This is a genomic window from Bifidobacterium catenulatum PV20-2 (genome assembly GCF_000800455.1).
Classification (GTDB): domain Bacteria; phylum Actinomycetota; class Actinomycetes; order Actinomycetales; family Bifidobacteriaceae; genus Bifidobacterium; species Bifidobacterium kashiwanohense_A.
Genome location: NZ_CP007456.1, coordinates 1,357,431 through 1,370,375, shown reverse-complemented (window position 1 = coordinate 1,370,375; position 12,945 = coordinate 1,357,431). Strand labels below are relative to the sequence as shown.

General features: G+C 52.5%; 13 protein-coding genes. 9 read left to right on the top strand and 4 right to left on the bottom strand.

Features of this window, described 5'->3' with window-relative positions:
* Positions 1-29: 29 nt before the first annotated feature.
* Positions 30-1,874: a DUF975 family protein gene (locus AH68_RS06110; RefSeq protein WP_039198552.1), complete on the bottom strand. Its 1,845-nt coding sequence runs from the start codon at positions 1,872-1,874 to the stop codon at positions 30-32.
* Between the two features lie 171 nt (positions 1,875-2,045).
* Here AH68_RS06110 and tyrS point away from each other — a divergent pair, with 171 nt between their 5' ends.
* The 5 genes from tyrS (at position 2,046) to AH68_RS10830 (ending at position 7,339) form a co-directional block, all read left to right on the top strand.
* Complete coding sequence (gene tyrS / locus AH68_RS06105) at positions 2,046-3,353, top strand: tyrosine--tRNA ligase (protein ID WP_039198550.1); 1,308 nt, start codon at positions 2,046-2,048, stop codon at positions 3,351-3,353.
* Positions 3,354-3,437: 84 nt separating this feature from the next.
* Positions 3,438-5,264, top strand: a complete 1,827-nt coding sequence (locus AH68_RS10890) for a tetratricopeptide repeat protein (RefSeq protein ID WP_039198547.1) — start codon at positions 3,438-3,440, stop codon at positions 5,262-5,264.
* Positions 5,265-5,278: 14 nt separating this feature from the next.
* A complete protein-coding gene (locus AH68_RS06095) occupies positions 5,279-6,304 on the top strand; it encodes an HAD-IIA family hydrolase (RefSeq protein WP_039198544.1) in 1,026 nt (341 codons plus the stop codon).
* A 10-nt stretch (positions 6,305-6,314) separates the two neighbouring features.
* Positions 6,315-7,097 carry a TlyA family RNA methyltransferase gene (locus AH68_RS06090; RefSeq protein WP_173405850.1) on the top strand — a complete coding sequence of 261 codons (783 nt, stop codon included), beginning with the start codon at positions 6,315-6,317 and terminating at the stop codon, positions 7,095-7,097.
* A 77-nt stretch (positions 7,098-7,174) separates the two neighbouring features.
* Positions 7,175-7,339: a hypothetical protein gene (locus AH68_RS10830; protein ID WP_162473489.1), complete on the top strand. Its 165-nt coding sequence runs from the start codon at positions 7,175-7,177 to the stop codon at positions 7,337-7,339.
* 237 nt (positions 7,340-7,576) lie between these two features.
* Here the strand turns inward: AH68_RS10830 and AH68_RS06085 are convergent, their stop codons facing one another.
* Positions 7,577-7,936, bottom strand: coding sequence for a helix-turn-helix domain-containing protein (locus AH68_RS06085; RefSeq protein WP_039199920.1), 360 nt, complete (start codon positions 7,934-7,936; stop codon positions 7,577-7,579).
* A 188-nt stretch (positions 7,937-8,124) separates the two neighbouring features.
* Between AH68_RS06085 and AH68_RS06080 the strand changes: the two genes are divergently transcribed.
* The 4 genes from AH68_RS06080 to AH68_RS06070 all read left to right on the top strand — a co-directional run bounded on the left by AH68_RS06080 (position 8,125) and on the right by AH68_RS06070 (position 10,183).
* Positions 8,125-8,652 carry a PadR family transcriptional regulator gene (locus tag AH68_RS06080; protein WP_039198539.1) on the top strand — a complete coding sequence of 176 codons (528 nt, stop codon included), beginning with the start codon at positions 8,125-8,127 and terminating at the stop codon, positions 8,650-8,652.
* Positions 8,653-9,063 (top strand): YjdF family protein, encoded by a 411-nt coding sequence (locus tag AH68_RS06075; RefSeq protein WP_039198537.1) that lies wholly within the window; start codon positions 8,653-8,655, stop codon positions 9,061-9,063.
* Positions 8,948-9,256 (top strand): cysteine-rich KTR domain-containing protein, encoded by a 309-nt coding sequence (locus AH68_RS11345; RefSeq protein WP_427177975.1) that lies wholly within the window; start codon positions 8,948-8,950, stop codon positions 9,254-9,256. Before AH68_RS06075 ends, AH68_RS11345 begins: the two co-directional genes overlap by 116 nt.
* A gap of 516 nt (positions 9,257-9,772) precedes the next feature.
* On the top strand, positions 9,773-10,183 hold the full coding sequence (locus AH68_RS06070) for a sigma-70 family RNA polymerase sigma factor (protein ID WP_015560007.1): 411 nt from the start codon (positions 9,773-9,775) through the stop codon (positions 10,181-10,183).
* A 370-nt stretch (positions 10,184-10,553) separates the two neighbouring features.
* Here AH68_RS06070 and AH68_RS06065 read toward each other — a convergent pair whose 3' ends face one another.
* Both AH68_RS06065 and AH68_RS06060 read right to left on the bottom strand, forming a co-directional pair.
* Positions 10,554-11,207, bottom strand: coding sequence for a potassium channel family protein (locus AH68_RS06065; RefSeq protein ID WP_039198531.1), 654 nt, complete (start codon positions 11,205-11,207; stop codon positions 10,554-10,556).
* An 87-nt stretch (positions 11,208-11,294) separates the two neighbouring features.
* Positions 11,295-12,758 (bottom strand): potassium transporter TrkG, encoded by a 1,464-nt coding sequence (locus AH68_RS06060; RefSeq protein WP_039198529.1) that lies wholly within the window; start codon positions 12,756-12,758, stop codon positions 11,295-11,297.
* Positions 12,759-12,945 lie beyond the last annotated feature (187 nt).

The window sequence follows — 12,945 nt, the reverse complement described above, 5'->3', positions numbered from 1 at the left end:
TGCGATATGCGATTTGCATGACAATCACGCTATGGCAGTCCATTGGATCGTTTACTGATTTCGTACGGAATGGGCGCTTCCAGCGACGTATCTGATCCCTTGTAGTCGGTGATGCCCTCGCCGATATTCGGATGCTGTGTGGAATACACTTGGTCGGCGCAATACAGCACGAGCAGCATGACAGCCACAATGCTAAGCTTTTGCGTATCGATTCGGCTGAGCAGATTGTCGAGGGCCGGAGCCAGCAAATAGACGATGGCCAATCCGCCAAGGCCGAACGTCAATAATCCTTCGGCGCAGATACGGCCGTTGACATTTAGAAAGTATCCGGTGTAATCCCACCAACGCTGGCCGTCATGCGTCATTTCCAGATACCACGACGAGAAGTATTCCAAGCATCCGCACAGCACCATGGTCGCCACGAACTCTAATACGGGCTTCTCACGCAGCTTTTTGAGCAGAATCAGAATGATCACTCCGCCAGTGCCGTAAATCGGCAACCATGGGCCATGCAAGGTTCCACGATTCACGAACATGCCTTCGGAAATGAATGCGAGGCTTACCTCCCACACCCAGCCGACGAAGCAGAACATGAAGAACATCATGACTAGATTGACCAGCGAATAGCTACGGTCAGCACTGATCGTACGTGATTCGCGGAATTTGAATGATATGGGAGCAGGTGCGAGACGCCCCGGATAGATGTTACCTTCCAAAATATCCTTGCCAATCTGCATTTGATGAAGATCCTCGCGATATTCCTCATAACGGTTCACCGCATCGGCATGCAGAATACGGATGCCGAACCATTCGGACAGGATTCCGGTGAATCCACGCGGCTTGAGGGCGGGGGAGAGTCCTTGTTCGAGCTGTGCCACGGACTGGGCGACGTCGGCATATGCGGTATGAAGCGTTTGCGGATCGGCCTTGGCATACAGGTATTCGTCGTTGAGCATCTTGGCGCCTTCAATGCCGTTGTCCTTGGCCAACGTGCGCAGATACACGTAATACTCGGCGAAAAATGCGGCGTTGTAGCCATTGGAGTAAAAGATACCGATCAGACCAAAAGTGACGAGGTTGAGCAGATACCAGCCAAGAAACGAGCAGTCCGCCACGAAGCATTCCCATTTATGCCCTTCCATCATATGTCGGGACAGGCGAATAGCGTCTAAGGCTTTGATGTTTGGATTCTCCGCAATGATATACGGCACCATACGGTAGGAATACTGTTTGATGAAGAAACCGATGATGGTAAGGCTCCAAAGGAACAGGAACACGTTTTCCACGAACATGGTCCAGGCTATCCGAAGCCATGCGTGCGTGTGGATGGGGTAAAGGAAGCGCGATGCCGGCAGTTTGTCGTAGGATCGTCCTTCCAACAGCATGCGCATCATGACGACGCGATACGTTTCCTGAATGAACAGCCAGATGAAAATATAGACGGCAAAAGAAAGAATGATTGGAACCGCAATGGAGATTCCGCCGTTATGGATGACGGAATTGACGGCATCGACAATGGCAACCACCAGCGATCCTGATGCAAACGAGTTGAGCAGGGACGCGATTACGCCGCGACGGCGGCCGAACATGGCATCGGTATCGTTGTTGACGATCTGCTCTTGGTTTTGCTTGACTTTTTCACGGGCATTGTCTTCATTGCCTATGGCAAGATCCCGCAATACGCCATACATATCGTTGGATTGCGTGGAATCCTCTGTTTGCGGGGTGCTGACCGAAATGTTGATGTTGACCGAGAGCGTCGATGATGCGTACGCAACACCGAATACCGAAGCGAACAGACAAATGACGACTATCATCCAATAATGTTTTCTCTGGGCTTTCTTAGCCGCAACCTTCATGCCTTTGCGGTCCATACAGATATCTCCCTTCTTGGTATGGGGATTCTCCTTCTAACTTTACTTGTATGCACGATGGTTGATGGATGATGGCAAAAACACCGCGTGTGCCTGTCTTCATCTTCTGCGAAACTGTAGGATGCGTAAAACGCAGTATCATCCGCAATTCAATAGGGAGAAAGCACAGCTATGGCTCACGTCATCGATTTCAAGGAGGCCGGTTTCGAGTCCGTCCTCGATGAACTGGAATGGCGCGGGTTGATTTCCCAGTCCACTGACAGGGATCGACTCGCCGAAGCGTTGAACGGAGATCCTATTTCCTATTATTGCGGTTTTGATCCGACCGCAGCTTCCCTGCATATCGGCAATCTGGTGCAGCTGATCAATATGCGCCATCTTCAGGCTGCGGGTCATCATCCGATTGCTTTGGTCGGCGGCGCCACCGGTTTGATCGGCGATCCGCGCCAGTCGGGCGAACGCACGTTGAATCCGAAGGATGTCGTGGCTGGTTGGGCCGAGCGTCTGAAGGCGCAGATCGGCGGCATTCTCGAAGTGGAAGGCAGCAACTCGGTTCGTTTTGTGTCCAATTACGATTGGACTGCCTCCATGAACGTCATCGACTTCCTGCGTGACGTTGGCAAGAACTTCCGTTTGGGCACCATGCTCGCCAAAGACACCGTTGCCCGTCGACTGAATTCCGAAGATGGCATTTCCTTCACCGAGTTCAGCTACCAGGTGCTGCAAGGCAACGACTTCCTGCACCTGTTCGACGAATACCATTGCGTGCTTGAGCTTGGCGGATCCGACCAGTGGGGCAACCTCACGTCCGGCCTTGATCTGATCCACAAGGTACGTGGCGTGGATGTGAACGTGTTCACCAGCCCGATCATCACCGACGCTCAGGGCAAGAAGTTCGGCAAGTCCGAGGGCAACGCCGTCTGGCTCGACGGTAACATGCTGAGCCCGTACAAGTTCTACCAGTTCTGGTTCAACCGTCCCGACAGCGAGATGGAAAACCTGCTGAAGGTGTTCACGTTCCTGCCGAAGGTGGAGATTGAACGTCTTGTGGAGGAAAGCAAGACCAATCCGGGCGCGCGTGAGGCGCAACGCACCTTGGCTTGGGAGGTCACCAGCCTGGTTCATGGTGAGGAAGCCACCCGACAGGCCATTGAGGCGGCTGGTGCGCTGTTCGGCCGTGGCGGCGATCTTGCAGGTGTTGACGAGGCTACGCTTGAAGCTGCTCTTGACGGTGTGAAGATCGATGGTGAGTTCGCCAAGGCCACGGTGGGCGACCGTGTGGCGGAAGCCGGCATGAAGGCCGGACTGTTTAAGTCGATTTCCGAAGCGCGCAAGACGATCAAGACCGGCGGCGTGTATCTGAACAACGCTCGTGTTGAAGACGAAGAGCAGATTTTGAACGAAAACGACTTCCTGCATGGCCGTTTCGCATTGATCCGTCGTGGCAAGAAGGCCCTTGGCGTCGTCGAAAACGCGTGAGGCGATTGCGAGCGGCGCAGTCAAACGTAAGCAAAGAACAAACGAAGACCATCCTCAAGGGATATAAGGAATATAAGGAACAGCATGGCAGAAGAACAGCGCGGATCGCGCGGCAAGTCCTACGGCAACCACAAGTCCTACGGCTCGGGCAAGCCGGGCAATCGCGGCGGCAAGGGATTCAAGCCGCGTGGCAATGACGGCAAGTCCTACGGCCACAAGGCCGGAGGCTTCCATAGCGACGACCACAAGGGCGGATATCGCAAAGGCAATGGCGGCAATTTCCACCGCGACCGCGATTTCCGTCGTAACGGTGAGGGGGAAGGCCAGGAGCGCCGCTTCCATAACGGTCCGCGCAAGTTCAACCGTGACGGCGAGCGTCGTGACGATTATCGCGGTTATCGTGGCGGTCGTGGAGACAATCCGCGCTATCAGCGCGATGGCGAGCGTTCCGGTTTCCGTCGTGACGATCGTCGTGACGGTGATCGTAAGGACTTCCACCGTGACGGTGATCGCCGTAGCTTCCACCGCGACAACGATCGCAGGGATTTCCATCGTGACGGTGAACGCCGCAACTACCGTGATGGTGAGCGTCGTGACTTCCATCGTGACGGTGATCGTAAGGACTTCCGCCGTGATGGCGAACGCCGCAACTTCCACCGCGATGACCACCGTGGCAATGATCGTCGTGACGGCGGCCGTCGCAATTTCCGTGATGGTGATCGTAAGGACTTCCGTCGTGACGACCAGCGTCGCGACTTCCACAAGGATCGTGACCAGCAGCAGGGTGAGGAACGCCGCGAGTTCACCCGTGAAGAGAAGATGGCTTACCGTGAGGAGAAGCGTGGCGAGTACATGGCCAAGCCACGCCGCAATTCCGATGGCACGATGAGCTTCCCCTCTCAGAATCCGTACACGCATCGTCGTCCTGACGAGCCGAAGATGCCGAAGGGTATCGAATGGCGCATGCTCACCACCGACGATCGTGAACGCCTGCGTGGACTGTCGAAGGAGCATGCGGAGAACATCGGTCTGCACATTCTTGCCGCATACACGCTTGAGGAAAGCAATCCGGAACTGGCTCTCGAACACGCCAAGTGGGTGGCGCGTCAGGCTTCCCGCATTGATTTTGCTCGTGAGACGCTCGCCTTCGTGGCATACCGTCAGGGTGATTATAAGCTTGCACTACGCGAGTTCCGTACCGCGTTCCGTATGAACGGTTTCCTGGATTACCTGCCGTTCATCGCCGACTGCGAGCGTGGCATGGGAGAGCCGAAGAAGGCCATCGAAGTGGCAGCGAGCGACGACGCCAAGTATCTGCGCGGCGAAGCCAAGGCTGAAATGTTCCTGGTTTACGCGGGCGCCTTGGGCGATCTGAAGATGTGGGACAAGGCCATTGAGATCGTGCATACGCTGGGTCGTTCCAAGGGATTGGCCGGCGAATACCGCATGCGTGCGGTGCAGGCCGAACAGTACTTCCTTGAAGAGGCCGGTCGTACCGATGAGGCCATCGCATTGGATCGTCTGCTTGACAAGCTCGAACTGCAGTATGCCGATGTTGAGGATGATGAGACTTCCGATGATCTTGTTGTCGAATACGATATGCAGGAGCTGAACGACGAACTCATGGATGTGCTTGGCATTTCCGAAGATGACGCGCAGTACGCCCCGGAAGATCCTGAAGATGAGGAAGGCGAATCCGAAGCCATCGGCGAGAACGGCGAAACCAGCGATGAAACCCAGCTTGAGGCCGAGGAGGCGGAAGCTGGCGCGGAATCCGATGACGAGCCGGCGGCTCAGGTCAACGCTGAGCCGGCCGAAGCCAACGAGGCGGATGAAACCGTGGAAGGCGAAGCCTACAGCGACGAAGATGAGGCCGAGGAGTCTTCCGAAGCCTCCGAAGACAACGAGTGAGGTGCGTGGCCCACATGCTGAAGTCCACGAATCAGCCGCTCAGCGAGGCGTACAAGCTGGCGTTGCTTGATCTTGATGGTGTGGTTTACCGCGGCAAGAACCCTGTGGAACATGCCGCCGAGAACATTCGCAAGGCCGAATCTTCGGGCATGACGGTGGAATACACCACCAACAATTCGTCCAGATTGCAGGCCGTAGTGGCAGATCAGCTGAAAGGGTTCGATCTGGAAGTCGAACCATGGCAGGTCATCACCTCGTCGGTTGTCGCCGCACGCATGGTGGCTCGTGCCGTGCCTGAAGGCTCGAAGGTTTTCGTGCTTGGTGCCCAGCATCTACGTGAGGAAGTGTCCAAGCAGGGACTTGAGGTCGTCGATCGTGCGGAAGAGCAGCCGGTTGCCGCCATTCAAGGCTGGTATCCCGACATGTCATGGAATGAGATGGCGCAGATCGCTTATGCAGTCGAGCATGGCGCAACCTATTTCGTGACCAATCGTGATCTGACCATTCCTCGCGAGCTTGGCATTGCGCCGGGATGCGGTTCCATGATCATGGCGGTGATCAACGCCACCGGTGTGGAACCGGTTTCGTCCGCAGGCAAGCCGGAATCCGCCATGTATGATGAGGCGCGTGTTCTCGCAGCCCATGATGGTGACGATCCGGTGGCTAAGGAACTATGCCTCGCCATTGGAGACCGTCTCGACACCGATATCGAGGCGGGCAATCGTGGCGGATATGATTCCCTTGCGGTGTTGACCGGCGTCACCAATCCAAACGAACTCATGTTCGCGCCGGCACATCTTCGCCCAACCTACATCGCCAGGGATTTGTGTGGCCTCAACGAGTCCGCTCCTGAAGTGGTGCACGATGAGGGCGCATGGCTGTGCCGCGATACGAAGGCTCGTGTTGACGGCGACCGTCTGTATGTCACCGACGTCACCAGCGTCGACGGGTTGCGTGCCGCATGCAGCGCCATGTGGGCCGCTGCTGACAGCGGACGTGACGTGAGTGGCATCATCGTTCCGGAATTCCGCATTTCCTAGCGGACAGTTCATGCCGATTATTGGAAAACCATTGCGAAACAGTGATTCCATTCGAGTAGTTCGTCTTGACGTTGCGTTGTTGGAACGCGGTCTGACCGACAGTCGTTCCAAAGCGCAACGTCTGATCGCGGACGGCAAAGTCAGTGTGAACGGTGTTGACGTCACCAAGGCGTCAACGAAAGTCGGCTGCGATGACGTCATCACAGCCGATAGGGGCGACGATTACGTTTCCAGGGGCGCATACAAGCTGGTCGGCGCGTTCGAACGATTCGCCGACGCAGGATTGCGTTCAGCGCAGGGATTGCATTGCTTGGATATTGGCGCGTCCACCGGAGGTTTCTGTGACGTGTTGTTGCGTAATGATGCCGCGCAGGTCATCGCATTGGATGTCGGACATGGACAGTTAGACCCGAAAATCGCGTATGACGATCGTATTATCGAGATGAGCGGCGTCAATATCCGCGATGTGTATGTGGATGATTTGCCGTACCGTCCGGAAATGATTGTTTCTGATGTGTCGTTCATTTCCTTGACATATGTGATTCCTGTAATCGCAAGAATCGCCGCCTCGCAGGCGCAGATCGTGCTGCTGGTCAAACCGCAATTCGAGGTCGGTAAAGGCAATCTTGGGAAAAACGGGATTGTCGAAAGCCGGGAATTACGCGAACAGGCGTTGACATCCGTCGTGGCATGCGCGGAACGCAACGGGCTTGACGTGCGCGCTACAACAGTATCTCCCATTGAAGGCACGCATGGCAATATCGAATATCTGCTGTACGCGGTCATGCAGTGAAACAGTGGCTGATTGAGAAAACCGTGTCTACAGTGTAGGCAAGGCAAATAAGATAAGTAAAAGAAAATCCGGAAATCATGATCATGAAATTCCGGTTTTTCCATAAGATTGAAACACTAAAAAAATCCCGCCGTGAGCTGGCGGGACAGAAAAAAGAGCTTTATGCAGAATACCGGGAGACCCAGCGGCAAATGCGGGAGGCCGTGGCAATAAAGCGAACATTGATCATCTGCTCGGCATAACAGACGAGCGTGAGAATAAGGCCCAGGAACGATAGTGGCGGGCCGCAGACTACGGTGCAGCGCACCTGTACTTTGGGGACAATTTGTCCCGAAGTACAGCGGGTTTGGGGAGCTCCCCAACAAGCATTTTTGCGGGCCCTGCGCCCTGCAAAAATTTCGGAGTGTGGCCACATCCGAATTGCTTGCCAAAACGCGTAACCCGCAACATGGCGCAAAAAAAGGAGGTTACGCTTTCTTTTACGTTTCCTCCGTTTCTTTCGATGCTTTCATCGCTTGGATTGTAGCTTCAACGATTTTCAATTCTCTTTCGTCCAAGGCGTTCAACATGGCATCAATCCGCTTTCTGCACTCGCTCCCGCTATTTTGGGACGGGTAAAAGTATTGATCCACCGATATATCAAACATTGTGACCATCTGATAAAAGGTGTTGAGGCTTGGATGCTGGCCGTCATTTTCGTTATATATACTGGTACGCGGAGCGCGGTCAACAATATAGGCCAGTTGCTCCTGCGTCATGCCGCTGGCTTCTCTTGCCCGCTTGATGGCGAGCCCTATATCGTGAAAATCAAAGCGTCTTTCATCTCGTTCTATCTTCATAACATCACCTGATATGATTTTACATTTCATGTGATATTATTTGAACGATTTTGAATTTCATACTACTGACTATTTAATTTCACTTATGAAATTGAAGAATATTTTCACTATAAAAAGCTGGTGTGCATACTTGACTTTTGCTATCAACAATAGTAATATTGATAATAGCAAACTGGAGGTATTAAATAATGTCAACAATAGATTTAGTGATTCTTGGGATTGTAGCTGAAAAACCGCAAAGTGCATATGACATACAGAAAGATATTGAATATCATCATCTTTCGAGATGGACAAAAATAAGCATACCTTCAATTTATCGAAAAGTCTTACAGTTAAGTGAAAAAGGCTATCTTCGAAGCGATATTGTTAAAGGGGATAGATTTGCGGATAAGGCAGTGTACTCCATTACTGATGAGGGAAAAGATTATTTTAATAGTTTGATGCAATATTATGCTACTCAAACAGTTCCCTTACTATTTGATTTTAATGTTGTTATTGCTAATCTAAATAAACTCAATAAAGATGCTGCTCTTGATCTGATTTCCAAGTTAAAGGAAAGCATTACAGTTTCTGTCGGCACTAACGAGGAATACTTAACAGAATACTCTAATATTCCCCTCGTTGGGAAAACCATTATTGAACAACAGGGACTTCTTTATAAAACGCTTTTAGAATGGCTTGATACATTTCGAGAACAGTTTGAAAGGATTGATTAGATGAAATGTAGCCTAACTATTCTGTTTGAAGATCCTTTTTGGATTGGATTGTATGAACGATTTGACAATGATAAATATGAAGTTTGTAAAATAACCTTTGGGGCTGAGCCGAAAGACTACGAGGTATATGAGTTTTTGCTAAAAAATTGGGGCAAATTGAAGTTTAGCCCGCCTATAAAAAATGAGGTTGTTGAAGAACGAAGAATAAGTCCTAAACGAATGCAACGCGAAATTAACAAGCACTTGCAAAATAGAGGAATTGGAACTAAAGCTCAACAAGCATTGAAATTGCAACATGAGCAAAACAAAGTTGAACGAAAGACAAAAAGTCGAGAACAGCGTGAAGCTGAACAGGAACGTCAATATGCCTTACGGCAAGAAAAGAAAAAGGCTAAACATAGGGGGCGATAAAATGATAATAGATGAGCAGTGGATATATTGTCCAGTGTGTAGTAATAAAACACGGATCAAAGTTAGATACAATACAGAACTAAAAAATTTTCCCTTGTTTTGCCCAAAATGCAAACAAGAAAATTTAATTGATGCAAAAGGTTTTCAAATAATTGTTATCAAAGAGCCAGACGCAAAGACGCAGAGCCGATGACCACTTACTGATGTAGGTTATTGGCTCTGCTTTTTTATATCATAGACTTTTATCCGCCCAACGGGATAATAAAAAAACCGTTGTTTCGGAGGCTGAGTTTCTATGCGCCAAAACAAAATACAGTAGCCTTACGGCGGTTTTGAAATAGCAATTTCAAGCCGCCGTTTTCTTTTCAAAAAGTAGAAATACGGAGGGTGTATTAAAGTCACCCTTTTTTAAGACACGGCGGTTCCCGGGAGGTATTGCCGTGTCCATTTTATTATTTCATTGTTCGCGTGATCTGCACCAGCTAAAAAAGCGTAGCCCCTCCATCGGAGCAGTCCAGTTTTGAATGTGAAATTAAACAGTACATAACCGATAATATCTTTTCGTGCGCTTGTGCGGCTTTGTGTCGCGCAGGCGCATTTTGCTTTCCAGACTTCGAGACAAAGTGTCCCGAGGTGCGGTGCCGTTCTCCGCCATTACTCCATTTCGTTTCCGGCCAACCCCGAACAAACTGAAATGGAGGATTTTACGATGACTACTATCAATCTGAAAGATCTTTATTATTGGTACACGCAGGATCAGCTTATCGAAGTTTCTGACGAGGTTGCCGAGGTATTCAAGGCCGATGCCCGCTACGAAATGGCCTACCAGCGGCGGCTCTCCCGGCACAAGGCGCAGTATTCTCTGGACTGCGATGACGGGATTGAGTATTCCGCTTGCCTACATGAGCCGACCCCGCAGGAGCTCCTTGAACGAATGGAAACCTTTCTTCGTCTGTGGAACGCTCTCAATTCTCTGCCGGAGATCCAAGGCCGCAGAATTGATGCACATATCATTCTTGGCAAGTCGATTAAGGAAATTGCCGAGGCCGAGGGCGTACATGAGGAGTCTATTCGCCAGTCGATCAAGCGTGGCCTTGAACGCATGAAAAAAACTTTTTGATTTTTTCTTCTTAACCCACTTGGAATTGATGAAAAAATGTCTCGGTTTATGAGAGGAGGTTTTCTTCCTAACGCAAGGGAATAACGGCAACCCTGAGTAAGTTCGGGAAGCCAGACGGTGGGGGCGGTGACATTTCCCAAAAGAGATTGAGCGAACAACACCAACACTGTAAATGGGCCCGGCCATCCCAAGGCCATGATCCGGCGCTGAACAGGTTGGCTGCCTGTTCCTCCGGCTTGTCGCTTTACTTGCGTTGAGAGCGCCGCACAGAAAATAACGATTGTCTTTGGACGGGCCAAGTAAATAAGTAAAAGAAAATCCGGAAATCATGATCATGAAATTCCGGATTTTTCCATATGGAACGAGCATGTCAGCCGCGTAGGAACCGGTCGATCTGATCCTGCTTGCCCATGATGATGAGCTCGTCGTTGCGGTGCATGATGAGCTCTTTCGAACCGTATTCGAATTCCTTGCCCGGGGATTTGATACCGACCACGGTGATGCCGAAACGTTCATGCGCGCGAGCGTCTTCGATTGTGTAGCCGACCACGTGTGCGGGGGTATGTATTTTGACGACGTTGTATGCGCCTTCAAGTTCGATGTAGTCGAGATAGTTGCCGGACACAAGATGTCCGACGCGTTTGCCTGCATCGGTTTCCGCGTTGATGATGTGGCGTGCGCCGATGCGCTGCAAAATGCGGGCGTGTTCCTTCGACACGGACTTGGCCCAAATGTCGGAAATGCCGGCGTCGAGCAGATTGCCGGCGGTAATGACGGAAGCTTCGACGCTGTCGCCGATGGCCACGACGGCCGTGTCGAAATCGGATGCGTTGATTTGCTCCAACGCCATCACATCGGTCATGTCGGCCTGCACGGTGGGAATCTGCGAAGACCAACGGTTCACCAGTTCGCCATCTTTGTCGACGGCGAGCACATCCTGACCCATCATGTCGAGCGTGGTGGCCACAGAGCTGCCGAAACGCCCCAAACCAACTACGAGAACGCTTCTGGTGTTGTTAGCCATGATGTTATACACCTTTCGAAATTCCGTCTTCAAAAAACTATATTCATGTGTGATTGCAGGCAACTGCAAGTATATGAAGCCGTATCGTCAGCCGACCACGATCTGCTCGGTGGGGTAGCGGACGGCCTCGAGATTGTGTGGACGCGAAATCGCGTAGGCGATGGTGAGCGGTCCGAGACGCCCGATGAACATGGTGGCGGCGAGAATGTATAGCGCCGTTGGGCTGCTTTCACTGGCCACGCCCACCGAGTAGCCGCCCAGGCCGAACGCGGAGCAGGTATCGAACAGTGCGTCGCACAGCGAGCAGTCGGTGATGATCATCAGCGCCATCGACACCACGGTGACCAGCATGAGGCATGCCGTACTTACGGCCACGGCGGTCATAACCGCCTGCGTGTGGATGCGGCGGTGGAACGCGTTGATGTCGTGGCGTCCGGTGAATGCGGCACGACAGGTCAGCAGAATCACCGCGAACGTGGTGACGCGGATGCCACCTGCGGTCGAGGTGCTGCCACCGCCGATGAACATGACGATGGACAGGAACACTTTGGTTGCGTCGCTGACGCCTGGCATCCACGACAGGTCAAATCCGGAGCTTCGTGGCATGACGGCCGCGACCATGGCGTGCCAGAGGCGCGGCTCGATACCGTCTCCGGCGAACAGTAGCTTGTTGTTCCATTCCATCAGCAGGAACCACGTGAACGAGGCGATCACAATGCAGAACGTGGTGGTCAGTGTGAGCTTGGTGTGCAGGCTCCAGCGCTTCGGAGGACGGCGCATGCGCCAGGAGCGCATCAGGTTCAACAACACCGGGAAGCCGAGGGTTCCGCAGAAAGCACTGGCCAGGATCGGCAGGCCGACCGCCCAGTTGTTGACATGCAGCCCGGCTCCGTCGGGGGTGAAGCCGGCATTGTTGTACGCCATGACCGCGAAGAACAGCGATTCCCACAATGTGTGGCGCACATTGCCGTGGTTGACTTTGTAGAGGCCGGGGAACAATGCGACGAATGTGATGCCTTCGATGACGAACGCGGTGGTGATGACCACGGTGAGCACGCCTTTGATTTCACCGAGCTTCGTGGTGCCGAGTTCGTTGGCGGTCAGCATGCGTTGCGTGGCCTTGAGATGGTGGTTCACGGCCAATGCGATCAAGGAGGCGAACGTCATGACGCCAAGGCCGCCCATCTGCACGGCGAAGATGAGCACGCCTTGGCCGAAGGTGGTCCAATGCGTGGTGGAGTTGACGATGGAGATGCCGCATGTGGAAATGGCGGATACCGCGGTGAAGAACGCGGTAGTGAACGTGGTGGTTTCGTCTTTCGGTGTGGCGATGGGTGTCATCAGCAACGTAGTGGACAACGTCGCGAGCGTCAGGAAGTAGAAGATGGTCAGGCAGCCCGGATGGTTGACGAGTCGGTGCATGAGGCCGCGTTTGCGCGGCTTGCGGTCTTCCGCCATGGCCTTCTCGAAAGTATCTCCCGAGAACCACCATGCGTAGCCATGCGAGGCCTCACGATTGGAGGAGGACTCGTCAAAGACGAGGTTTGACATGCCGTTCCTCTCTCCTTTTCTTATGATGTGTTGGTCTTCTTTCCTGTGAGCTATTGTAGGCATATGTGCGACTAACAGGCTATTTGACGGCTGACATTCCTGATTCGTGGCTTGCATTGGAGGCGGATTTGGGGTATTTCCGCGGGTTTTGGCATGTTTCCGACGCGCATTGCCGGTTTTCGTTCAT